Source organism: Desmonostoc muscorum LEGE 12446, from assembly GCF_015207005.2.
Taxonomy (GTDB): Bacteria; Cyanobacteriota; Cyanobacteriia; order Cyanobacteriales; family Nostocaceae; genus Nostoc; species Nostoc muscorum.
On record NZ_JADEXS020000001.1, the window covers coordinates 1,107,513 to 1,131,901 of the forward strand.

General features: G+C 43.1%; 16 protein-coding genes. 6 read left to right on the forward strand and 10 right to left on the reverse strand.

From position 1 onward, the window contains the following. Positions 1–17: 17 nt before the first annotated feature. The 5 genes from lnt to IQ276_RS04770 form a co-directional block, all read right to left on the reverse strand. On the reverse strand, positions 18–1,649 hold the full coding sequence (gene lnt, locus IQ276_RS04750; RefSeq protein ID WP_235115440.1) for an apolipoprotein N-acyltransferase: 1,632 nt from the start codon (positions 1,647–1,649) through the stop codon (positions 18–20). Then, a complete protein-coding gene (gyrA, locus tag IQ276_RS04755; protein WP_193915493.1) occupies positions 1,630–4,221 on the reverse strand; it encodes a DNA topoisomerase (ATP-hydrolyzing) subunit A in 2,592 nt (863 codons plus the stop codon). Before gyrA ends, lnt begins: the two co-directional genes overlap by 20 nt. 349 nt (positions 4,222–4,570) lie before the next feature. Then, positions 4,571–5,443 (reverse strand): S-methyl-5'-thioadenosine phosphorylase, encoded by an 873-nt coding sequence (locus IQ276_RS04760; protein WP_193915490.1) that lies wholly within the window; start codon positions 5,441–5,443, stop codon positions 4,571–4,573. 107 nt (positions 5,444–5,550) lie between these two features. Next, the gene (locus tag IQ276_RS04765; RefSeq protein ID WP_193915488.1) at positions 5,551–6,372 is read right to left on the reverse strand and encodes an ABC transporter permease; all 822 of its coding nucleotides are present in this window, start codon (positions 6,370–6,372) and stop codon (positions 5,551–5,553) included. After that, positions 6,372–7,073, reverse strand: a complete 702-nt coding sequence (locus IQ276_RS04770) for an ABC transporter ATP-binding protein (protein WP_193915496.1) — start codon at positions 7,071–7,073, stop codon at positions 6,372–6,374. Before IQ276_RS04770 ends, IQ276_RS04765 begins: the two co-directional genes overlap by 1 nt. A gap of 388 nt (positions 7,074–7,461) precedes the next feature. Here IQ276_RS04770 and IQ276_RS04775 point away from each other — a divergent pair, with 388 nt between their 5' ends. After that, positions 7,462–8,238, forward strand: coding sequence for an ABC transporter ATP-binding protein (locus IQ276_RS04775; RefSeq protein WP_193915486.1), 777 nt, complete (start codon positions 7,462–7,464; stop codon positions 8,236–8,238). Between the two features lie 165 nt (positions 8,239–8,403). Here IQ276_RS04775 and IQ276_RS04780 read toward each other — a convergent pair whose 3' ends face one another. The 4 genes from IQ276_RS04780 to IQ276_RS04795 all read right to left on the reverse strand — a co-directional run bounded on the left by IQ276_RS04780 (position 8,404) and on the right by IQ276_RS04795 (position 11,786). Continuing rightward, positions 8,404–9,030, reverse strand: coding sequence for a hypothetical protein (locus IQ276_RS04780; RefSeq protein WP_193915484.1), 627 nt, complete (start codon positions 9,028–9,030; stop codon positions 8,404–8,406). Positions 9,031–9,154: 124 nt separating this feature from the next. Continuing rightward, positions 9,155–9,865, reverse strand: a complete 711-nt coding sequence (locus IQ276_RS04785) for a cadmium resistance transporter (RefSeq protein WP_193915482.1) — start codon at positions 9,863–9,865, stop codon at positions 9,155–9,157. A 323-nt stretch (positions 9,866–10,188) separates the two neighbouring features. After that, positions 10,189–10,857, reverse strand: coding sequence for a DUF1003 domain-containing protein (locus IQ276_RS04790; RefSeq protein WP_193915480.1), 669 nt, complete (start codon positions 10,855–10,857; stop codon positions 10,189–10,191). A gap of 266 nt (positions 10,858–11,123) precedes the next feature. Next, positions 11,124–11,786, reverse strand: a complete 663-nt coding sequence (locus IQ276_RS04795; RefSeq protein ID WP_193915478.1) for a GIY-YIG nuclease family protein — start codon at positions 11,784–11,786, stop codon at positions 11,124–11,126. Positions 11,787–11,919: 133 nt separating this feature from the next. Here IQ276_RS04795 and IQ276_RS04800 point away from each other — a divergent pair, with 133 nt between their 5' ends. Continuing rightward, on the forward strand, positions 11,920–12,849 hold the full coding sequence (locus IQ276_RS04800; protein ID WP_193915476.1) for a carbohydrate ABC transporter permease: 930 nt from the start codon (positions 11,920–11,922) through the stop codon (positions 12,847–12,849). A 69-nt stretch (positions 12,850–12,918) separates the two neighbouring features. Continuing rightward, on the forward strand, positions 12,919–13,707 hold the full coding sequence (locus IQ276_RS04805) for an Rpn family recombination-promoting nuclease/putative transposase (protein WP_193915474.1): 789 nt from the start codon (positions 12,919–12,921) through the stop codon (positions 13,705–13,707). A 415-nt stretch (positions 13,708–14,122) separates the two neighbouring features. Here IQ276_RS04805 and IQ276_RS04810 read toward each other — a convergent pair whose 3' ends face one another. Further along, entirely contained in the window at positions 14,123–20,098 is a 5,976-nt protein-coding gene (locus IQ276_RS04810) for a translocation/assembly module TamB domain-containing protein (RefSeq protein WP_235115441.1), read from the reverse strand. A gap of 280 nt (positions 20,099–20,378) precedes the next feature. On the opposite strand from IQ276_RS04810, the gene IQ276_RS04815 reads away from it, so the two are divergent. The 3 genes from IQ276_RS04815 to IQ276_RS04825 all read left to right on the forward strand — a co-directional run bounded on the left by IQ276_RS04815 (position 20,379) and on the right by IQ276_RS04825 (position 23,615). After that, positions 20,379–20,795 (forward strand): DUF3110 domain-containing protein, encoded by a 417-nt coding sequence (locus IQ276_RS04815; RefSeq protein ID WP_228043203.1) that lies wholly within the window; start codon positions 20,379–20,381, stop codon positions 20,793–20,795. A 43-nt stretch (positions 20,796–20,838) separates the two neighbouring features. Beyond that, complete coding sequence (murQ, locus tag IQ276_RS04820) at positions 20,839–21,765, forward strand: N-acetylmuramic acid 6-phosphate etherase (RefSeq protein ID WP_193919005.1); 927 nt, start codon at positions 20,839–20,841, stop codon at positions 21,763–21,765. Between the two features lie 626 nt (positions 21,766–22,391). Beyond that, positions 22,392–23,615: a response regulator gene (locus tag IQ276_RS04825; protein ID WP_190876204.1), complete on the forward strand. Its 1,224-nt coding sequence runs from the start codon at positions 22,392–22,394 to the stop codon at positions 23,613–23,615. Positions 23,616–24,389 lie beyond the last annotated feature (774 nt).

The following is a 24,389-nucleotide window of genomic DNA, read 5'->3' on the forward strand; positions in this document are numbered from 1 at the left end:
CCTGTTCTCTTCTTTTTTTACTTTTCACTATTTACTTTTAAGTTCTTTATTTTGAACACCCAAAATCCTCCAGAGGATATTAACAACAGCGGTGTCAACCAATCACCCCAACGCACATATAAAGTCTTTGTCTCTCGGCGATAAATTCTTTGGGCATGAGTTTCGTAGGTATTATATCCAGATATCCACAAGGTTCTCCCGTGAGGATCTACAAAGGCTGAATATCCAGTATTAGTTGCCCGTGCTGACCATCTATCAGTTTCAATTGCCCGCATGATATCCTGTGCATGGTGCTGTAATGGCATCCACCGACTGTAATGGGCATCGTTAGAAGAACTGAGAATAAATTGTCCACCCGCCGCAGCTTGATAGCGAAATTGTTCAGGAAAAGCAGATTCATAACATATACTAGCGATCGCTCTACCAAAAGGAGTGTCAAATACCTGATTTGCTGAACCAGCAACTTGGTGTGCATCCAAAGGCGATAACCGCTGAACTATTGCGCCTAAAATTCCTTCCAAGGGAATATATTCTCCCAAAGGCACTAATTTCGCTTTGTCGTAGCGGCCGACAATTTCACCTTGATTATTCAAAGTAAACAAGCTAATTGTATAGCTGCGTCCTCGTTCGCCAAAAGCCCCAATCCAAGCAACTACGCCTTTTTCCTTCACTGCTGCGACCAAAGTAGTTGCCATCAAGTTACGCTGGAAAACAGGTAAAGCGCCTTCTGCGGTGAGGACTGCATCTACACCTTGATTTGCTAAATTTATATATCCATTAGTGTAATTTTCTTGGGCGCGACGAAATCCTTCGGAACTCCGCAAAAGTCGGTTAGGAATATTACCTTGAACAATTCCCACTGTCAACGCCGCTTCTGGTGGTTGGGCAATGGGACGAGTATATAAAATAAAACCTATTAAGTGTAAGGTGATTAATAAACCTGTGGCAGTAGCGAAGTATTTATTAACGAACCGCAGAGGCGCAGAGAGCGCAGAGAGAATTTTCTCTGTGTTCTCTGCGCCTCTCCGGTTCGTCCATCCTTCAGCAATCAAGCCATTCACAGCGACTATTGCCGCTGTCACAGTATTCGGCCCAGAGAGTTGACCAAGGTGTACAATTACGAGATTATGCGGACTTTGTGTGTAAGCAAGAGAACTCCACCACAAAGGACCAGCACTCCAGAGACTTTCTAACCCACACCACACCGCCGTACCAATTAGTATACGTAGCCAGGGTTTTTGCCCGCCCAGGCGAACCATTACAGCCGCCCAAACAGTAACAAATATCCCTCCCAAGACACTGATGAATCCCCAACAAAAAAGCGTGATTGCCAAACTCGGCAACCACGGAACGCCTAACCAAGTCATGGGATGAATTCCGGTAATCCAGGAAAGGGCGATACCGTGATAGGCGATACCCCAGAGGAGGGCAGGGGGGGCAGGGGAAGATGAGGGAGCAGGGGGGGAAGTAACAACTAATACCCAGAGGGGAGCTAGGGCAATCCAAGCCAGGAACCAGGCGCCGACGGGGGCGACGGTCACCCCCATCAAAACGCCACTCCCTAAGGCAATCAACCAAGGAAGTAAGGAGGTTAATTTCTCCCCCTGCCTCCCCTGCTTCCCCTGCTTTTTACTCTGCTTCTTCTGCATCGACACTATCAGGTGGAACTATTGCCACTCCGGTAATGGCGTCGTCTTCATCTAAACGCTGCACTCTTACTCCAGTTGCCGATCGCGATTGTATGGAAATTGCATTCACCGCTTGACGAATGATAATACCGCGATTGGTGACCATCATAATTTCATCGTCATCGTTGTTGACAATACGTAGGGTTGCTAACTTGTCTTTGGTTTTACGGTTTTTGAATTTGGTTGCCATTAAACCTTGACCGGCACGGTTTTGCAGGCGGAATTGGGCGACTGGTACGCGCTTACCATATCCTCCCATTGTAATTACCAACACCCAAGGACCGACGCTGGCATTGGCAGGTACTTCTACGGTTTCTTCATTAATTTCGATTTCTTCTGTTTCAATTTCTTCAATTTCGGCTTCTGTATTGGTATCTAAAGTGTCGAGAATTGCCGCAGGGAGAATATCCATACCCACGAGTTCGTCGTCTTTATTTTTCAGCTTCATAGCTTTTACCCCACGAGTCGCCCGACTTAAGGGACGCAGTTGTTCGTGGTTGCACCGGAAGTGAATCGCCATTCCTTGACGAGAACCAATAATTACGCTGTCTTCTACTCTGGCACGTCTTACCCACCGGAGTTGGTCGCCTTCTTCTAAGGAAATGGCAATCAAACCATTGGCGCGAATGTGGCTAAAGGCTGCCAATTCGGTTTTCTTGATATTACCGCCTTTGGTGAGCATCACCAAATATTCTTCGTTGCTAAATTCGTCAACGGGGACGATGGAGGTAATTTTTTCTTCTTTGGGAATGGGTAGCATTTGGACGATGGGTGTACCGCGACTGGTGCGGGAACCCACGGGAATTTGATAGGCTTTCAGGCAGTAAACTACGCCGCGTTCGCTAAAGAATAAAATACTGTCGTGGTCGCAGCAAGTTAAGAAATGCTCAACGGTATCATCATCTTTGACCTTGGCTGCGGCTTTGCCTCTGGTAGCACGGCTTTGGGCTTCAAAGGTGTTGACGGGCATCCGTTTGATGTAGCCTTGTTCGGTGACCAAAATGATCGCTTTTTCATTAGCAATTAAGTCACGTTCGTCTATTTCGCCTTCCCCTGGTAAAATGATCGTCCGCCGGGGGGTGGCGAAGCTAGTTTTCAGTTGGGCGACTTCGGTTTCAATGATTTCCAGCACCCTCTCCCGTCGTGCCAAAATATCTTGCAAGTCGGCAATCTTGGTTTGTAATTCTTCGTGTTCCAGACGAATTTTATCTGCTTCTAAGGCAGTCAACCGCCGTAATTGCATCTGCAAAATCGCGTCTGCTTGCACTTCGGAAAGCCCGTAAGTTGTGATTAACTCGCCTTTAGCTGTGGGCGCATCTGGTGCATGGCGAATCAAATTAATAATTGCATCTAAGTGGGACAGGGCAATCAATAACCCCTGCAACAGGTGGTCGCGTTCTTCCGCTTTCCGCAGTTCGTAGCGGGTACGTCTGGCAATGGATTCGATGCGGAAATCCAAAAAGACGCTTAAGAAATGCTTGAGGGTGAGTACTTGGGGTTCGCTATTCACCAACGCCAGCATGTTGGCGCCGAAGTTGGCTTGGAGTGGCGTTTGCTTGTAGAGGTTGTTCAAAACCACGCGGGGATAAGCATCACGCTTGAGTTCGATGACAATCCGCATCCCGTCGCGATCGCTCTCGTCTCGGATATCTGCGATGCCCTCTAGCCGCTTCTCGTTCACCATTTCGGCGATTTTTTCAATTAGCGCCGCTTTGTTGGTTTGATAGGGCAATTCGGTGATGATAATTGCTTCTCTATCTGGGCGTCCCCGTTGTTCGATGGTTTCAATGTTGGCGACACCACGCATGGTAATGGAACCACGCCCGGTGGTGTAAGCTTCCCGAATGGCAGATGTCCCCAAAATTTGTGCCCCGGTGGGAAAGTCGGGACCGTGGATATACTGCATTAATTCCAGATCGGTGATTTCTGGATTGTGAATCAGTGCCACCAAACCGTCAATTAATTCCCCCAAGTTGTGCGGGGGAATGTTGGTTGCCATGCCCACGGCAATCCCAGAGGAACCATTCAGCAGCAATTGGGGAACACGTGCCGGTAGTACTGTCGGTTCTTGCTGGGAACCGTCGAAGTTATCGGCAAAGTCTACGGTTTCCGATTCGATGTCGTGGAGTAGACCAGCACTAGTTAAAGCTTTCAAGCGGCATTCTGTATACCGCATTGCCGCCGGGGGATCGTTGTCCACGGAACCGAAGTTACCATGCCCATCAACTAAAGGCGATCGCATGGAAAAATCCTGCGCCATCCGCACCAAGGCATCATACACAGCCGTGTCACCGTGGGGGTGATATTTACCCAATACTTCCCCCACCACACGGGCACATTTCTTAAACGGGCGATCGTGCAGTAGACCTAGCTCGTGCATTGCGTAGAGAATGCGACGATGCACAGGTTTTAGACCATCCCTCGCATCTGGCAGCGCCCGACCCACTATCACGCTCATGGCGTATTCCAGATAAGACTGCGACATTTCGTTTCGCAAGTCTGTCGGGATAATCCTCTCCTGTGAGGTTGTCATAACCTAAAAATCTCCAAAAATCGTAGATTTTAGCTTTTTTACTCGACACAGCGCAAAATTATTCTAAATTGCTCTTGAATAATTGCCATAATCTGATATAATTATAGCATATATTGCCTACTCCTGCCTGGGTAGCTAACTCAAGTATTTAAGTAAAAAAGTATAGAAAATTACTAATTAGAAAAAAGACAATCCTAGTCATTAAGAGATTGCTTATGTGAAATTACTTAATTTCACATAAATTGGCGTAAATTAAGATATTGATATAATTAATCACAAAATTGTTGCCCAGATCCCCCACTTTTTGAAGAAGTCGGGGATCTAAACACCTCTGAAGTGATATCCAAGACTAGAAATACTTCTGCAACAATAACCCTAACTTTTCTTTCGTCGCCGCTGGTGCTTTATCCAATTGAGTCAAAATCGCATATTTCAAAGCCGAATGTGCCTCACTCGGTGGTGGATTTTCACTTAAGCGCCGCACAGTTTCTTGAATCACCTTTTGAGCGTTTACCGCATTCCGCAGCAAATTGCCAATTACCATCTCCACCGTCACACTGTCATGGTCTGGATGCCAACAATCGTAATCTGTCACCAGCGCTAAAGTTGCATAGGCGATTTCCGCTTCCCTAGCCAACTTCGCCTCTGGTAAATTCGTCATCCCAATGACTGTTGCACCCCAACTGCGATAAAGATTTGATTCTGCTTTTGTGGAAAAGGCTGGCCCTTCCATGCACACATAAGTACCGCTGCGATGGAGAGTGACTTCTGGTAAATTGAGAGAAGCGATCGCATCTGTCAACACAGCAGCCAAATTCTGACAAATCGGATCGCCAAAGGTAATGTGAGCCACAATTCCTTCACCGAAAAACGTTGAAATGCGATTTTTTGTTCTGTCAATAAATTGATCTGGCACCACCATATCTAATGGTTTCGCCTCTGCTTTCAAGGAACCCACAGCACTAGCGGAAATTAAATACTCCACACCCAATTGCTTCATCGCATAGATATTAGCGCGAAATGGTAACTCAGAAGGTAAAAGCGCGTGATTACGACCATGACGTGCCAAAAAAGCTACTCGTGTTCCTTCCAAAGTACCGAGAATCAAAGCATCAGATGGCGAACCAAAGGGAGTCTGAACTTGCACCTCTTCGATATCTTTGAGCGCATCCATTTTATACAGACCGCTCCCACCAATAATTCCAATACTAGCTTGAGGCATGATACTGAACCTTTTCCTTGCTGAGCTGCTAAGTTATTTTACTAGATCGAGAAAGAGGAAATGATATCAGCTTCAACCAAGGGTTATTCTGAATTCTGAATTCTGTTTTAACTTTTTACTTTTGCCTTGTTTGGTGATTTCTGAATTAACAAATCTGTCAACTGATGATTTTGATTAAACAGAGCAAAGAAAGCTAGGATAATAACACCGATGATGGCGATCGCTGTCCCAGATGCCTGGGCAAAAATAATCACAATCTGGTAGCGTATGGCATCACTAGGATTTGCCCCAGCCAGGATTTGACCAGTCATCATTCCCGGTAAACTAACGAGTCCCATCACCATCATTGAATTAATAGTCGGGATCATTCCTGTTCTCAGGGCTTCTTTAATACTTTGATGGGCGGCTTCCCAACGGGTTGCACCAAGACTCAGTAGGGCTTCTATTTCCCCCCGACGACTAGTTAAGTCTTCCATAAACCGATCTAAACTTAAAGACGTACCCGTGAGGGCATTACCCAAAACCATACCCAAAAAGGGAATGAGATACTGAGGCTCGTACCAGGGTTGTACACGCAAAATACCGCTAACTACTATCCCGGTGACTAAAAAGGAACCACTCAAAAGCGAAATAAAATTATTCCAATAAATACCAGCAAATCGTCTACGTGTGCGGTTAACACTGGATATACCAGCGATAACAGTCATTCCCAAAGCCAAAAGTATGATTAATACAGGGTTGCTGAGAGTAAATACCCACTGCAATATGTATCCCACCATCAATAACTGTATAACCATCCGTAGGGAAGCGATCGCCAGACTTTGCTCTAGCCCCAACCGCAAACCAAAAGAAAGCCCCACATTGATCGCAATAAACAAAGTTGCTAAAGACAACTGTGCATAACTGATCTGGATATAGCTGGTTTCCATCAGTCCTTTTCCTTCAGGGTAATTTGACGGTTGGTAATACGTTCCAACTGAGTTGGATCATGACTTGTCCAGAGATATGCTCTTTGTGGGTGTTCACGTTGCCAAGCTGCAACTAAAGCCTCTAAACTTTGGGCAGTTCCAGGATCTAGTGAGGCGGTAGGTTCATCTAGTAGCAGTATTGAAGGTGAAAGTTGCAAAGCTCTCAGAAAAGCGACTATCTGCCCTTCTCCACCTGAAAGAGCGCTAACCGGACGCTGCAAAAAGTCAGGCGTTTTATGCAAAAGATGTAGATAGTCTAAAATCAACTCGCGGTTGTAAATTAGATGGCGGTGAATAGCTAACCGATAAACTCGCCGGAGATTTTCTTCTACAGTTCCTTCCCATAGGGCTGGCCGTTGTTGCAAATAAATAATTTGCGAACGATAGGTAGGCATAAAGTGGGAATTTATCAGCTGTCCCTGAAAAATAATTTGTCCTGCTTGTACAGGATCGAGTCCTGCTAATGCTCGTAGGAGCAGACTTTTACCAGAGCCAGAAGCACCGATCACCGCTACTCGCTCCCCTGGAAATAATTGAAAACTGAGGTGACTCCAAATCCAGCGTTGCTCAACGATTCGCCCTAAGTCTTGTACCAAAAGAATAGGGTTGTTGGGAAACAATTCTGGCTCAGTAGTCTGGTTTTTAGTAAGTTGATCTTTCATCCTGATAAATTGACATCCTCCCACCGCTAATCCAAACTTATCACCGTCATAGCCTGAGTCAACCACGAGACTTCAACTTTTTCCCATAGCTCAGGACGTTTCCATCAAAGCATAAGCGGTGATAACCATTCACTTAGATCCCCCAACCCCCTTTTTAACGAGGCTTTAGACGTTCGTTTTTACCGACTGGCTATCTGGCAATACAGTTCAGTTAAGCAATTTTTTCGTTCTCTTTGTTCTCTCTTTGCGTTCTCTGCGCCTCTGCGGTTCGTAAAAAAAATGACTTTGACAAAGAGTACCAGCCTTAACTGAACCGTATTGGGCTACCTGGGGCGATCGCCTCTGTAAAAATGGGTTTACTAGACCTTTAATTTTTGAATTTCAGCAAATGCCACTCGAACTGCAAAATCTCACAGGCGGTTACACCACAGTACCAATCGTCCAAGACATTAACCTTACCCTGCAAACAGGAGAATGGTTGAGTTTAGTTGGTGCTAATGGCTCAGGTAAGTCTACCTTACTGAAATTGCTGAGTCGTATTCTTTTTCCACAGCAAGGAACAGTGCTACTTGATGGCAAAGCAATTCATTCTCAACCCCCAAATCTAGTTGCACAGAAACTAGCATTTTTACCGCAGCAACAAATAGTTCCCGTTGGCTTAACAGTGCGACAATTAGTAAGTTTAGGACGCACGCCACATCAACCTTGGTGGAAATGGGAATTAAATGCTGAAGATTGGCTAAAAGTCGAAGAGGCAATTCAAAAGACGCAACTAGAAAAATTAAGCGATCGCTTAGTCGAACAACTCTCAGGCGGTGAAAGACAACGGGCTTTTTTAGCTTTAGCACTAGCGCAAGAACCAAAAGTTTTATTATTAGATGAACCGACAACTTTTTTAGATATCAACTATCAATTGCAACTCTTGGAACTCCTAAAAGAACTGAATCAGCAGCAAGAATTAACTATTGTCACAGTTTTACACGAACTAAATTTAGCAGCGCGGTATAGCTCTCGCATTGCATTATTAAAGCAAGGTCATATTTGGGAAATTGGTACGCCTGAAGAAGTTATGACACCAAATGCGATCGCCCAAGTTTTCAGTGTAGAATCAGTGATTATTCACACACCTGTCGGATTACAAGTTTGTGCTATTTCTGCTATTTGAAGAAGAATTCAGAATTCAGAATTCAGGAGTACACGGGTAGGGGCACAACATGTTGTGCCCCTACGATTATCTGTACCTCACCAACTTGCAATCTGCTGTATCAACCAGTCGTACAAAAAACATTGCTGAATTCTGACTCCTGACTCCTGAATTCTGTTTTGATTCTTAATCCTCAATGGGCGCATTGGGGATTGCGGCATCAATATCGGCTTGGGACAAATTGGGAATCGACCAGTTTGGCTCACCTGCTTTGAACACCTTGGCAGGATTAACGTTAAATTCAACAGTACCCGTTTCTGGATTAGTCTTAGCTACTAACTGAGTTCCATCCACAAACTTAATAGCTAGAGGTTCCGTCAATTCTTGGGCATCTGCAATACTACTTACCTTGCTGCCAATCGGTAGGTAAACACCATCACAATCCCACTCATTTTCTGTAATTTGACCATTTCCCAAAAAGTAGAGGGTATTTCCTTGGGAAGCTTTTTTAGGTTTATGAGCGTAGATTGCTAGAGTTTTTCCAGTTTCATTGCGGCATTGTGCCCAGTTTTGTGCTGTCTCTAAAATGTACTTTTGCAGCTTGAACTCACCCAATTCTTGCTGAATTTCCTCTGGTGTATATTCAGATTGATCGGGCGTCTTTTGAAGCTGTAAGAGATTATTAATCCCTTGAGTTACCTCGATATAGTCAGGACTAGTAGTTAGGTTGGGTCTGTCAGCCCAAGAAGGTTGGGCAATTATCAAATTAACTAAAAGTACTAAAGCAACTAGAGCAGTTTTGAAAAGTTTCACGATCATTCTCCTTTTGAAGATTAGAAAATATTTTCAATATTGAAAATTTTACTAGATGAGACTGTTTATTTTAATAGATTTTTGTAGCTTTGTTGGCAAACAGTCTCGCAAATATTTAGTCAAATTACCCACGAATTTCAACGCTTGACGATGTTGCTACCTGCCCATTCATGGTATACAGTTTGACAAGTCCCGCTAAACACAAGCAGCTAGCCGTCAAGGCAATTGGAGTTAGTGAAGCGCCGTCTAGGATAATAAACACACCTAAACCAATCAAAACGAAGGGAACAAAACCGTTGCCATAGCGAGTTAGCAGATTAGATATTGCAGGCTGGCACGTCAGCTTGTACGTCACGTAGCACCAAACGCCGACTAGTAACAAGAAGACTGCAATGATTACCAGCAAACTAGAAAGGGTACTATTCGCAAACAAGGGCATATAGATACTCACATTATCACTGCCGTTGGCGATGGTAATAGCCGCCACACTATAAGCTTGGGGAGATAGAAAACTAATCAAGGAAGAAGAAGTAGACAACTCCGGCTGCGTCTGAGAATCGCTTTCTTTGTTCAACAGACGATTTAATCCGACGGTGATGGGTACTAAACCTAAAAGACCAATCAAATGGGGTGGCAAAACCAAACCCCCCAGAAAACCAACCAAACTGGCAATCACCAGAGTACAAAAACCTAGATACTGACCAATCACGATGTGTCGATGACGGAAAGTTGCATTTACCTGAGAGAATAACAGCGTCAAGATGACTAAATCATCGAGGTTTGTAGCTGTAAAAGCTGCGATTCCGGTCGAAAATGCGGTGACGAATTCGTTCATTTCTATCTCTCCTCAATCTTCGTGCTGGCTTGTCTAGGCTAGCGTTAGTTGATATCTGCAAATGTTTAGAAAACTGCTACTTAATCAAGCGTGGAGGCATAGCATCTCCAATTCAATTTGTAGGGTCTGCCCGCTTTGGATTAAGTACAACTTGGTAGGAACCTGCTTAGTGAAAGCAAATATTCTTTTTGTTGCAAATCCTGAAATAACTTTTCTGATTAAGAGTGAGAGAGTCTAGGTTTTAACCTTCAAATGTATAGAGTAAAGTAGCATTTAGACTCTCTTGGTATTGGGTTGGTCAAAAAAGTATTCGTGATTCATTATTATTGACGAATCATCTTTTCAACAACTTTGTTATTTTCCCCAAGTTGTTGTTCAGTAACGAAGGTTTTATTAGTGGATGTTTCTTTAGCAAATTTGGCATTACTTTGGGTGTGGAGTCCTGGTAATACACCTAATTTAAGTTTTTTTGTTTGTTTAGAAGTAGGCACTAAAGTTACTTTAAGTTCGCTGATAACTCGCTGTTGCTCTTTGATTATTTGAGTTAGTTCGTTGAGTTGTTGAGTATGTATATCATCCAATTTTTCATGGAGCAGTTCAATATTTTGTCCGGCTCTCAAGTTCACTTTGTGGTCAATTTCAGCGTTTTTGCGATCGGTATCAGACTGGCGATTTTGACTCATTAAAACGATGGGCGCTGTGTAAGCTGAGGCAAACGAAAATACTAAGTTCAGCATCATGAATGGTGAATCATCCCAGTGGGGAACCCCAGGCATTAAGTTGATACCAACCCATCCCGCCAAAATGGTGCTTTGCCCAATAAGAAATCCCCAAGAACCCACTTGCGTTGCAAATTTATCGGCAAGGCGTTGTCCGAAAGTCAGTTCTTCACTGGAAGTGTTTTGTGATGCTGACTGCATCTCGACAATTTGGGGCTTTTGAGCTACTTTTGCATCAACTTTGTTGGACGATAGTGTTTTTGATGTATTCATGTTGCACCTCTTGGCGTCATTTCTGTCTGTGTTTATCCTGATGACTTCAATGTACGCTGCTTAAACGATAGGAGCAAATATTGTTTTTTTTCAAAACGATAAATAAAATTGATTACTTTGAATAAACTACCCTAAGATAGATCCCTAAAGCCGCAGAATGTCTATGCTAGCCCAGCACAAACATTCATCTAAAATGCTTAGATAGTTGACCCTATCAAGGAATGGGGTATGGAAGTGGGGAAATCCAGAGGATTGAACAGTTTACCCTAAGACTTGGTTTCCTGAGTCTGTGCGTCGATAATTACACTCCAGTCATCGTTTGTGACAGCTGCTTCGAGTTGACGCCGGCGTTCGGTTTCACTAGCATCTGTTGTCTGTGAGTCTTTAGAGAGGGTTGTGTCAGCCATTGCTTTCCGCAGTTTTAGCTTTTTCTCTTCATAGGCTTGGCGTTCAACCTCTGACATTACCGCTTTAGCAGCTTCGCCGACTGTACTAGCCCACATTCCGCGATCAGTTGCATTACCAGGTGGTGTGCTTTCGAGTTCTGCTATCCATGCATCTCGTAAATCTTCCATTTCTTGACGTTTCGGAAATTTAAATGCTTGCACGCGTACAAAAGCACACTTTTGTTCACCATTTTGGGTGATATGACCGTTTAGGGAAAGCAACACATTTCGAGAATAGCCAATGTACTGCGTGCGGCGTTCTGCGTCTAATACTGCGTAAACACCAGCAATTTTCGCGTTCTCAGCAGCTGCACACCAAGCTTCAACGGACGTAATTTCAGTGCTATTGTTTATCAATTCAGGAGTTATACTCACCTGAGTAGTGGCGTGTTCATCATCGGAACTATACAAAAAGTCATGCAGTCCACGATGATTTGTGGGGACATTTTGATGTTCAATTGGCTGATTGTGTTGAGTTTCCATTGCAGTTTATTTCAGAATTATTGATTGACAAGCAAATATATGCCCTTAAAATATTGAAGCTTAAATCTACTCACATCCCCAAATTCTTTTTCTTAAAGATTCTGACAAAGCGAAAACAACTATTAGACCTGATATGAATCAATTTACACCTAAGAATTGGATATTTATCAAACAGCGACTGACTCCTTATTTATTTTTACTGCCCGCCTTGGTTCTTTTGTGGTTAACTGTCTTTTGGCCTGCACTGCAAGCGTTTTACCTCAGCTTTACTAGCTACGAAGATATCGCCCAACCGCCGCAATGGATAGGTTTTGCCAACTTTTTCAAGCTTTGGAAAGATGCAGTTTTTTGGAAAACCCTGGAAAACACTTTTTTATATCTTGTGGGTGTAGTACCAATTTTGGTAATTGCTCCCTTGGGGCTAGCAATTTTGGTAAATCAAAAACTGCGGGGGATGAATTGGTTTAGATCTGCATACTACACACCAGTAGTGATTTCAATGGTAGTTGCGGGGATAGCTTGGAAATGGTTGTATGCAGAAAATGGATTACTCAACCAGTTATTTAAAGCTTTGGGCATTATTTCAGAAGGTATTCCTTGGCTAACTAGCCCAGCTAAAATTTTTGGCATTGTACCAATCTCTCTTGCCAGCGTCATGGCTGTCACAGTTTGGAAAGGGCTAGGCTACTACATGGTGATTTATTTAGCAGGATTACAATCAATTCCTGGTGATGTGTACGAAGCCGCAGCAATTGATGGCTCTGATGGTATTAGGAAACATTGGGACATTACCATACCTTTGATGAAGCCGTATCTAGCTTTGGTAGCTGTAATTTCAGCGATTTCTGCTACCAAAGTCTTTGAAGAAGTCTACATCATGACTCAAGGAGGTCCACTCAATAGCTCGAAAACAATTGTTTACTATCTGTATGAACAAGCATTCAATAATTTGGAAATTAGCTATGCTTGCACAATTGGACTCGTGCTATTTTTGATAATTTTAGGGCTATCAATTTTGCGATTAGCAGTCAGTCAGCAGGGTAGTGATAATATCACAATCTAATAATTAAATGTAAAAAAATTATCCCCTATCAGTCACGATAATCTGAAAATATTCAAATATTCCGAGTACATGAAAACAGACACGATTTTTTACACCTTATTCCAAACTCTTCCAGGTGTCTTATTTGAACTTTTGGAACAATCCCAAGCCCTAGCATCGCACTACCAATTTACCTCAGTAGAAATCAAAGAACTAGCACGTCGTATCGATGGTTTATTCTTACCCAAACCTGAGTTTCCAGAAGACACAATCTATTTTGTTGAGGTACAGTTTCAGCGCGATGATGATATTTACTGGCGAATAATCACAGAAACTTTCCTGTATATAAATCAATATAAACCTCAACGTCGTTGGCAAGCTGTATTACTTTTTGCTCAACGCAGTCTCGACCCAGGTGTACCATTCATTTATCAAACATCATTAGCTGAAGAGCAAATTCGTATAATTTATTTAGATGAGTTAGATGATGTACCATCATCTTCGATTGGGCTAGGGGTGATTAAATTAGTAGTTGCAGCAGAAGATAAAGCCGTACAGCAAGCAAAAAAATTGATAAATCAAGTACAACAAACGGATGAAGCTAACCGTAGCAATCTCTTAGAATTAGTGGAGAGAATGCTGATCTATAAATTTGTAAACAAAAGTCAGCAGGAGTTAGAAGCAATGTTTGGATTAACCGACTGGAGACAAACTAAATTTTACCAGGAAGTAAAGGAAGAAACAAAGCTGGAGACTATACCCCGTCTACTTAACTTTGGTTTAAGTATAGAGCAAATCGCCGAGGCATTAGAATTGGATGTTGAACAGATACGACAAGCTATTGAGAAGCAAGGAGAAGAGGGAACAGGAAGTAAATAATACTAGTTTGTATTTTGCGAAAAGTTTGAGCTGAAGTTTTCCCTTATAACAGCTTTTCAAGACAGATTTTGCATTGTGAAATAGTCAGTAGATAAGCTTTTTAGCTATCTATATGTCGCAATCATTTTTCAAATTGGTATAAATTTTGGATAAGAAAGACGCGATAAATCGGCGTCTCTACAATAATCAATGCTTCGTAGAGACGGCGATTTATTGCGTCTCTTCCCTTAACCGAAAAGTATTGAAGGTAAAGCGATATAGCGGTTACCATTCAGATGCGGTACGAGACTATATCACAAGGTGTAGGGGCACGGCAGTGCCGTGCCCCTACGGATATACCTCACGTAAACGAGAACCGCTATACCTATGGTGGGCTGTGCCTGTACACTTTACAGCACCTTGAATTCTTTTTTCTTTAAAACCGTGTTTGATACTCCACTACAGCACGACTATCATCAGTTAAATTAGTAGAAGCGCGTACACGAAATTCATCGTTGATGCGGTAATTAACACCCCATTGAAAGGGGTCATTTGTTGTTAAAATTTTGATGCTAGAAATGGATATTTTAGAAGTAATATCAACTCCGGCTTCTGCTGCTAATTCCAAAGTTGAACTACTTCTTCCTGCTTCGGGATTCTCAGAAATAATGGTAGGAAATATCCGCAGTTCACTTAAGCCAAAGGTACTACCAATCTGGTTAAAAGCTGACTGAAAATTGTTGAACACAGCTGAACCTGCGATGTTAATCAGACCCAAAGTACTGTCACCACGTCCTTGGGTGTCTACAAATCCACCTCCTAAAAGAGCAACAATTTCGGTTTGACTACGTGACGGACTGCTTGTTAGTTCTAAATTTTCATTTAGTTTGCTGGCGAGACCGTTAATAGTAGCTTCGACTCGAACACTCTCTAAGGCTGATAAACCTGTGGTATTTATTCGGGTGAAATCATTACTTTGAGTTACGTCTAGTACCTTAGCAAATAACCGAATATCCAGGTTAGGGTCGCGGGGTTGGGAGGGACTAAAAGTTGCAGTGTGTTTGTAGCCACGAGCAAGGTTAAATTGGGTAGTAAATAAATTTACGCCACCTTTTTCTAATCGGATAGTACCATCTGGTATTGGCTGATTAATTGAGCCGTTGACTATGAGACTACCAGTTGCACGGAAGCTGAGAATAGGTGGACGGGTAATTTGGACGTTTTTACCTAGTTCTAAATCTAGATTATTAAATCTGGCGATGCCTAACGGCGAGGCTTGAGCCAAGGCATTTCCCATGCCATTGCCAATTTCCGATTGATTCTGCTTATTGGCTTTTGTAGATGATAAGCCAAGACCATCATCATTTGCAGATGTAGCGGTGTCGGTAGATTCTGCCAGCAATACCTGACCGTCAAACAAGTCTATCCTACCGCCAATTAGTGGGTTGAGGGCAGAACCAGTAATCTGCAAATTACCGCTAGCGCCTCCTTGGTAAAGTCCTTTGAGATTCAATGCTAGCTGTTCGAGATTAATGGTCAAAGGATTGTTGATGGTCACTTTCTCATTGTTAAAGATGGGAATTTCTCCAGCAGCTTCTACTTTCCCTCGGCTAAATCTACCCTGAAGATTTTCTACTAAGATGCGGTCAAAGTTAAACAACACTTTGCCTGTAACACGTCTAAGTTTACCCGGTAAAGCTTGGGCTGAAAAAGTAGCATTGTTAACAGTGGCAATTCCATCTACCTCTGGTTGTTTCAATGTTCCACGCACCTTCAGGTCTACTTGTCCTTCGCCTTTCTCAAATACCACTTGATTAGTCAATGCGTTTAACAGTCCCAAGCCCTCGTTTTCTAACTTCATATCCAAACTGATTTGCTCGCTGTCTGGTGCAACTGTTGCAAAAGGCAATTTATAAGGTATGCTGCCAGTAATATCCACAGGTTGAGGACCGGCAACTGCTACAGTACTACCAAAGTTTAAGCGTCCGTTGGCATAGCTGAAGCTTGCCGTTGCTGACTGTATTGGGTTCTGATTTAGTGTTCCTTCTGTGATTTGCAATTCCCCTCTCGCTTGGGGATTACCAATGCTGCCTGCTAAAGCTGCTGTAGCGTCAACATTACCTGTAATGCCAACTGGTAGTTTGACAAAATTATTCAATACTTGTATCGGAAAATTATTCACCCGCAACTGACCAGATTGTTCATTACCGCCAATGTTACCTGTGAAGGCAATCAACCTGTTCTGAGATTCGATTCGTAAAGGTCGCAAACTCAAAACACCGTTTTCAAAGTTGCCTTCGGCAATCAATTTTTCAGCAGTATAATAACGACTGCGTTCTTCCTTTTTACCCCAAGCAAAGTTTTCTCCATTCAAATTAAATTGCACTGCCAATCCATTAGCTGTATCTAGAGCCACTTGTCCGTTGAAAGTGCCTTTTAAATCAGCTAAATCCGGTATGGGAGTGGAATCAAGTCGCTGTTGTTCTTCTTCTGCTACCAAGGCTTCAATTTCAGAAAACCGCTGGAGTTGGGTCAATAACGGTTGATTTAGCCAGCCTTGGGAGTTGGTGGTGAGATCCGCTGCTGTGCCGTAGGTTGGGGCTGAACCACCTTGCAAATCTTGTAAATCAACTTGTGCTAGAGCGAGAACATCTTCAATTTTGCCCTGCTTGACATTGAGTTTAGCTTGTAATTGAGGCCCTTGAGCGGTTTGAGCAAAAGTCCCAACAGCAGCATAAATACTATTACCTTTGACAAATTCGCTACTGGTGAGTGTCGCTTTACCATTACCGTAACGGAATTGAGCAGCTATTCGATCGCCCTTTACACGTCCAATTTCCGGGTTGGCGATCGCTAAATTTCCGTTTGTTGCAAATGTCTGTTGATTAAAGACCAAATCTCCTGTTAACAACCCAGCTATTTTTCCAGTACCCAAGCGAGTAATTGCTGGCGGGGTCAAATTCAATATTTGTAAGGGGAAATTTGCAACTTTGAGTGTCCAATCATTTCCTTTAACATTACCTGATGCCAAGGCTTGCTGCCATTGGACTAAAAAGGATTGCGGGCGATTATTGGCATCTAAATTGAAGGCCAGGCGATCGCTATTTCCTGCCAAGTTCAAATTCAACCCACGTCCCTGTGCTGAGTTGATATTTCCGGTTAACAGCGGTTCAAAAGCGATATCTTGAACAACAAAGTCTCGTAAATTAATTTGCCCGACTACATTTGGTAAGGGTAGCTTACCAGTGACTTGTCCATTAAAATCGACTCTCCCCGCCACCGCAACCTGATTAGGAAGATTGATGGGTAACTGTTTTAAGTCGTAATTCTCAGCTTGGACGTTGAGATTTAAGGCAGTAATTTCCGGTATGCCTGGTTGTCTGGCATTGGCTAATATGTTACCAGTAACTTTTAAACCGGGAGCAGTTGCTTGGTCAATGGTCAGCCTTTCACCATTCCAAGCGATCGCAGCTGTTAAAGGTTGTTCAAAGCCAGGGATACCTTGGGATAACTGCACCTGTCCAGCAGCACGCACATCGGCTAATTGAGACGAACCGAGTGTGCCGGCTAATTGCAACTTCCCAGCAAATTGACCCCGCAATAGCTGATTTAACCGATTTAATTCTACACCGGAAGCGTCAACAATCCCTTGATAGCGACCATTGGCTACTTGAATATTAGAGGCTGCGATCGTTCCACCGGCAACATTGATTTGTCCCTGACCAACGGCTTGAATAGTTTGCGGTTGGAAGGACTCAACAGAACCCGCCACGTTGACTTGACCTGTTAACGTTCCCCGAAACTGCGGTGGTACTGCTGCCAACTGCTGCAACGGTACGTTATTTGCTTGAATTTGTGCTTGGTATACACCATTACCCACTTGAATATTAGAAGCTGCGATCGCTCCACCGCCAACATTTATCAGTGCCTGACCGTTGGCTTGGATAGTTCGTGGATCAAAAGAATTAACTAATCCCGCGACGTTGAACTGACCAGTTAACGCACCTTGAAACTGTGGTGGCACTGCTGCCAACTGCCGCACAGGTACATTCTTTGCTTGGATTTGCGCCTGATATGCACCATTAACAAGTTGGAGATTAGAGGCTGTAATTGTTCCACGCCCAACATTTATCCGTCCTTGACCGCTGGCTTGGATGGCTTGGAGTTGGAAAGAATCGACAGAACCCGCCACATTCACTTCACCAGTTAAGGCACCTTGGAACTGCTTTGGAACTGCTGCCAATTGCTGCACAGGTACATTCTTCGCCTGGACTTGTGCCTGATAGAAACCCTCAGCAAGTTGAATATTTTTCGCTGTAACCGTACCGCCGCCAATTGCAAGACGACCTTCACCAGTGCCACGAAGAGTTTTCAGGCTCAAATTATCTCTGTTACCTGCGATTTGGAACGTACCCGCTAAAGGATTATTTAAAGCCGGGGGAGACTGTTTCAATATTTGTCCCAGGCGGACATTATTAGCTACAAGTCGAGCAGAGAAATTTTGGTCTTGGAGTTGGATATTAGAAACTGCAACTGTACCGCCGCCAATTTTCACTGCTGCACCTTCAGGGCGAATTGTGGCAATTGCAAATGGTGCTGTGCTGCCTGAGAGGATGAGACGACCATTGAATTGTGCCCCCGCCAAAGAGACATTTTGCAGTTGATTTGGATCTACAAAACGTTGCACCTGTACCCCGGAGGCAACAGCAACAGCTTGCCAACGTTCATTGGCGTAACTACCAGTTGCCCGGACTGTACCACCACCAACATTTAGAGCCACATTGCGGAAAGAGAGGGTGCGATTGGGAGCGATCGCCACTTCGCCAGTTCCCGGATAAGTTCCGTTAGGGGCTTGAAATTGTACCACAGTTTGGACATTGGTGGCAGCGCCGAAGAGTTGGGCTGTAGCCGAGAGATTACCAATTTGGAAATTGGGCGTTGTTTCGTAAACTTTAGCGATCGCATCCCCTGGAACATTCTTCGCAGCGAAATTCAAATCCAGTCGCGGAGATTTACCAATTTTAATTGTGCCAGCGCCTGTAATTTGACCACCGACTTTGGCGAACCCTTGAATATCTTTGAGAGTAATTAAAGAAGAACTAGTAACAAGCTCAAATTTACTAGTAATACGATTAAAATCTAGTTTATCAATCCGGGCAGTTTGGATCGTGGTAACTTTGCCTGAGAGAATTGGCTGTTTAGTCGATCCAGTAATTTGTAAATCTGCTTGTACTTGTCCAGCGATCGGCACAGGTAATTTTACCTTGAGAGTCTCCTGGGCATTGGCCAAACTCACCGCATTTACACGCGCTGCCAACTTGAAGCCCGCTTGAGTGTCAATGATTCCCGTAGCCACCAGGGGAATTTTGCCATAGCTACTAGTAACATTATCTAACTGCAATTGGGTTCCCTGGAAGCGGAGATTTCCTTGGGTATTGCTCAACAGTTGCGGCACTTTCGGCAATTCAACCGTCACCCCTTGCACAGCAGCACTGCCAAACAATAAAGTCGGCTGTTCTGGTGTCAACCGAACCAACAAATCGCCATTGACTCGACCCGCTTGTAAATTCACTGGTAACTGAATTAGGCGAGTAATATCCGCAGCCAGGAAATCTTGTACTCGCAACTCAAAATTCCCTGCTAATACCTTGGAACGCGTCTCTCCCTGAATGGAAATACTACCACCATTGTCTGCTTGACCCCCGACTTCAAACCTGACCAACTGATTGTTTGCTAAAAGTTGGGCAGATCCGCTGAGTTGGGAAAATGATACGGGGGATGAGGGGGATGAGGGGGATGAGGGGGATGAGGGGGATGTTGCTTCCTTATCTCCCCCTACTCCCTCATCTCCCCCTACTCCCTCATCTCCCCCTGCTCCCTCATCTCTCCCATGCGGCATTAACGCCAGCTTGGCATTGCGAAACCGCAGTTCGTCCAAATCAGTTTTAATGACGCCGGCTTCACCTGAGGACGCTATGGTAGTGGAAACCCAGCGCCCTTGGTCATCCTGTTCAATGTAAATATCTGGATTGATTAAGGTGACATCTAGCTTGAGGTGGCGGTTAAAAATTAACTGCAAGAGGTCAAAAGTTACTTCCACAGTTTCAACTGAGGCTCGATCTGGATCTGTGGGTGTTGCTGGGATAGCTGAAGCACCAAACTGCACTCCTGTCAATGAAAATTGTGTGACTTTTCCGAGTTGGACTGGACGGTTGAGTGTAGTGGTGAGACTTTGTTGTGCCAAGGGCGTTAACTCTTTTTGGACAAAAATCCACAACCGCCAAACACCACCGACAATTCCAATCAGCAAAATTCCCCCCAAAGCAATGCCACCGCGACTCAACACCAGCAACCACAGACGCTTACGAATAGGGGAAGGGGAGTGATGCTCTTGATTGGGAGATTTAGTCATTTCCTTTCACTGTATTAATTGCCGGATTTAGCTGGCACACACAAGCATTAACAGGCACATTGATTCAGTATGCCATTTCCAGGATACGTTAACTAAACCCCAGACCTCATGGGTTAAGTTACGGCATTTGCTCGATCCAATACTTATGCTAATGATGTTGGCACTTTCAGGAAAATCTGAATAAAGTGAAAATTGTGGTTGTGACTTTTCCTGAGGCATAACCTAGAACTTTAATATAAATAGAAGATCTGGAACTGAAGAACAATAGATAATTACATTTATGCGTGTTTTTGTGTTAATGTTTAATGCTCGAACGGAAAATGAGGGCATTCACTCCATTCGGAAGGGCGATAGCAATACAATTCTGATGTTCGAGTCAGAAGACGACGCCACGCGCTTTGCCTTGATGCTGGAAGCTCAAGATTTCCCCACACCCACACCAGAGGCGATCGATGCTGAGGAAATCCAGCAATTTTGCGAAAGTGTTGGATATGACTGGGAAATCATCCCAGAAAACAGCCCTTTAGTCAGTAAAGTCCCAGAACTTAACGTTGAAGAAACCGACTGGCAACCAGATGCCCAGAAAGACGATACTCTTGAGGACACCTCCAGTCCCAACCAACAGCCACCAGAAGAACCAGAATTGCCTGATTCTGAACTAGAGAGAATTCGTCGGAAATTGGAAGGATTATTGTAATTGGGCATGGGGCATTAGGCAAATAACAAATGACAAATGACAAATGACAAACCTACAGGAACGCGGGCATCTTTTAACTGAGCTAGTAAATCCTAACAGTCTTAACTTAGACCAGCTAAGTTCTCTGGAATTGGTGGAGCTGTTTAATAACGAAGACCAAAGGGCAGTCGCAGCAGTTGCGGCGGCGAAAATTCAATTGGCAGAAGCAATTGAACGCACCGCAGAGCGTTTGCACCGGGGAGGACGCCTGTTTTATATTGGTGCGGGTACAAGTGGTAGGTTAGGGGTATTAGATGCTGCTGAGTGTCCCCCTACTTTTTGTACGCCACCAGAGTTGGTACAGGGAATTATTGCTGGTGGGGCTGGGGCGCTGGTACGCAGTTCTGAGGATTTAGAAGACAGCATTGAAGATGGTGAAACTGCGATCGCAGGGCGACACATTACACAGCTAGATGTTGTAGTTGGCATCACTGCGGGTGGGACAACGCCCTATGTCCACGGCGCCCTGAATGCGGCTCGGCAGCGGGGAGCCGCTACTATTTTTATCGCCTGTGTTCCGACTGAACAAGTTAGCTGTGATGCCGATGTTGATATTCGCCTATTGACAGGGCCAGAAATCATCGCCGGCTCAACTCGCCTGAAAGCTGGTACAGCCACAAAGTTGGCTTTAAATATCCTTTCCACTGGGGTAATGGTCAAACTGGGCAAAGTTTACGGCAATCGCATGGTGGATGTGGCGGTAACAAATCAAAAGTTACGCGATCGCGCTTTGCGAATTTTACAAGACCTCACAGGTTTAAGTCGGGAAGCTGCCGGTTTTTTATTAGAACATAGTGGTAAATGGGTGAAACTAGCTCTATTAATGCACTGGACTGGTTTAGAAAAAGACGAAGGCGATCGGCTTCTTTCTCAACACCAAGGTAATCTCAGAGCAGCTGTTGTCAGCTACAAAAACCACAACCAACCCTGAAAATTGGTGTATGGTCACATCTTGCACCATTGTTAATAAATGTCGAGTGGGCAATGCTTCCAAACTAAAAATAACGGTTTGAGCTAACTGCTCAGCAATGCCCATCCGACAAAAATTGCTGGACTAGTATTTCTAATTGTTAGGATAGCTATGAAATATGAGCAATAAACCAGCAGCGATCGTACCTTCTTTATCAGAAATTTAAATAAATTTAAATTAATAAATCTTTTTGATTAGATTTATTGAGATTCAGAATCAATATGAAAAATATCTGAAATAAAAACAGCTATTTTTTTTAACAACAATTCAGAACTTGTACGGATATAATTCTGTATGAAAATCATTAGAATGAATTATCAATACTGAATCCATTTGAGTGATGCAGATTATAGCAAACTAGTTGAGTGATGAAATATTAGTAGAAATGTATGACGTTCATAAGCCTCTGCTAAATAACTCATTTACTACCAAGACTGTTACTATACTCCTCATTTACCTTGTTTTTAATAATTTTAATTTAGGCTGCTATGTAATAAATATATTTCCACTTATTGACATGTCTGCTAAGCACTATATAGCTAGTGTGGGTTTTTCAAGAGCTAGCTTTTTAATAAAAGGAATAAAATATGACCCACCCGGAAGTGATGGTTTCAAATAACTTAGTGAATGAATTTAAAACTTGTACTCAACTGCAATATAATGGCAAATTAAATATTAAAAGTTCAAAAGGCAGTCAATGGACTTTTTACTATCGCCTGGGACGCATAGTTTGGGCAACAGGGGGAACTCATCCCTTCCGACGCTGGCGTAGACATATGGCTCAAAATTGTCCCCAGATTGATATTGATAAGTTGCAATTGCGCTCCCAAGACGTATCAATAGATTACTGGGATTATCGCCTAATAGAAATCTTACATAAAAAACAGAAAATCCAGAGAGAACAAATTCAGTCTATTGCCGAAAACACCATAGCGGAACTATTATTTGACCTAGCCCTGCAAGCACATTTTGCTTCTATCACTTGCAATCGCAGTCAAGAAGTTATCTTAGAAACACCAATGAATTTCACGAGTGCAGAAATGTCTGTAAAACATATGCAAGACTCGTGGAAAACTTGGTCAGAAGCTGGTTTAGCAAATTTTTCTCCTGATTTAGCACCTGTTCTGCGAAGACCAGAACAACTTCAGCAGATAGTAAGTCCATCTGTCTACAAAAACTTTGTAAATTTAATCAATGGCAAATTCACTCTGCGAGATTTAGCCGTGAAAATGAAGCAAAGTGTACTACCTCTAAGTCGTTCGCTGCTTCCTTATATCCTGAAAGGAATCATTGAATTAGTGGAAGTACCCGACTTACCTTTAGTAGCCAGTGATGCCAACAATAAGCCTGTCACTCCACAAGCAAAGAAGCCGATTGCCCCCTTAGTAGCCTGCGTGGATGATAGTCCGCAGGTTTGTAAAATGCTAGAGGAAATTATTACTTCTAATGGACTAAGATTTATCAAAATTGAAGATGCAGTACAAGCTCTACCAACCCTGATTCAGGATAAACCAGACTTGATTTTCTTGGATTTGATTATGCCAGTCGCTAGTGGTTACGAAATCTGCACTCAATTGCGACGAATATCTGCCTTCGCCAATACACCAGTAATTATATTAACAGGCAGTGATGGTCTTTTAGATAGAGTTCGTGCCAAGGTAGTTGGTTCTACAGATTTTCTCACTAAACCTGTAGTGCCTGACAAGGTAATGGGTATAGTACGAAAATATTTACCGACACCGAGTGCATCCATTGATAAAACTAAATCGAATGTAGAGGTTTTTAATCAGCAAGTTAGTAATTGTTCTTGATGATTAATTATCACAAGGATGTTAATTAGGAATTAGCCATAACAAAATTTTTTACAACCTATAGACTTTAGGAACTCAATGGAAATTAACTTTCTGGAATGATAAATAAAAGTCAGAATCCAGAATTGCTAAAAGACAATTAGATGCGGTTTAAAACCGCATCTAATTTTTTTTACGCTATTGAAGTTATGTCCTGTTTAAGACTGACTTATAGTACAATACACCCTGATGTAGAGACCCGATTTATCGCGTGTTTAAAGACCTAATTGCTGAGTATGAAACAAATTTTATCAAAGGATTTGAGCAATCAACACTATTAATTTTAATGACTAAATCATTGATGGATAAAACTATTTTATATTTCAGAAAAAAGTATTAATTTATATTTGTTACGTACTTTTTCTGAGGTTTATATATAAAGCTTGAATCAAAATTATATAAATACAACTTTTTGTATTTATAGCAATTCTATTGGAGTTGTGAAATATTGGTTACACCAAAGGGGTTAGAGGATGTTTGAAAAGTCATGATTGATGTATTAAATATTTTTTTACCCCACCCTAACTCTCCCCTTATAAAGGGGAGCCACTGCGTTGGGCGGGCAACGCCCGACTTGTTCGCGCAGCGTCTCCGACAGGAGAAGCATGTGGCGTGAGGGAACCGAATTTTTCTTGTTTCCCCCCTTTATAAGGGGGGATTAAGGGGGGTAACAATTCTATTAAAATCACAACATACCACTTTTAAAACAACCTCTTAGGGTGTCAGTCTCTAGTC

Bases quoted from the DNA above. Each gene is read 5' to 3' on its own strand.
- lnt (WP_235115440.1), bottom strand. From the start codon at position 1,649: ATGCAGAAGAAGCAGAGTAAAAAGCAGGGGAAGCAGGGGAGGCAGGGG.
- gyrA (WP_193915493.1), bottom strand. From the start codon at position 4,221: ATGACAACCTCACAGGAGAGGATTATCCCGACAGACTTGCGAAACGAA.
- IQ276_RS04760 (WP_193915490.1), bottom strand. From the start codon at position 5,443: ATGCCTCAAGCTAGTATTGGAATTATTGGTGGGAGCGGTCTGTATAAA.
- IQ276_RS04765 (WP_193915488.1), bottom strand. From the start codon at position 6,372: ATGGAAACCAGCTATATCCAGATCAGTTATGCACAGTTGTCTTTAGCA.
- IQ276_RS04770 (WP_193915496.1), bottom strand. From the start codon at position 7,073: ATGAAAGATCAACTTACTAAAAACCAGACTACTGAGCCAGAATTGTTT.
- IQ276_RS04775 (WP_193915486.1), top strand. From the start codon at position 7,462: ATGCCACTCGAACTGCAAAATCTCACAGGCGGTTACACCACAGTACCA.
- IQ276_RS04785 (WP_193915482.1), bottom strand. From the start codon at position 9,865: ATGAACGAATTCGTCACCGCATTTTCGACCGGAATCGCAGCTTTTACA.
- IQ276_RS04790 (WP_193915480.1), bottom strand. From the start codon at position 10,857: ATGAATACATCAAAAACACTATCGTCCAACAAAGTTGATGCAAAAGTA.
- IQ276_RS04795 (WP_193915478.1), bottom strand. From the start codon at position 11,786: ATGGAAACTCAACACAATCAGCCAATTGAACATCAAAATGTCCCCACA.
- IQ276_RS04800 (WP_193915476.1), top strand. From the start codon at position 11,920: ATGAATCAATTTACACCTAAGAATTGGATATTTATCAAACAGCGACTG.
- IQ276_RS04805 (WP_193915474.1), top strand. From the start codon at position 12,919: ATGAAAACAGACACGATTTTTTACACCTTATTCCAAACTCTTCCAGGT.
- IQ276_RS04810 (WP_235115441.1), bottom strand. From the start codon at position 20,098: ATGACTAAATCTCCCAATCAAGAGCATCACTCCCCTTCCCCTATTCGT.
- IQ276_RS04815 (WP_228043203.1), top strand. From the start codon at position 20,379: ATGCGTGTTTTTGTGTTAATGTTTAATGCTCGAACGGAAAATGAGGGC.
- murQ (WP_193919005.1), top strand. From the start codon at position 20,839: ATGACAAACCTACAGGAACGCGGGCATCTTTTAACTGAGCTAGTAAAT.
- IQ276_RS04825 (WP_190876204.1), top strand. From the start codon at position 22,392: ATGACCCACCCGGAAGTGATGGTTTCAAATAACTTAGTGAATGAATTT.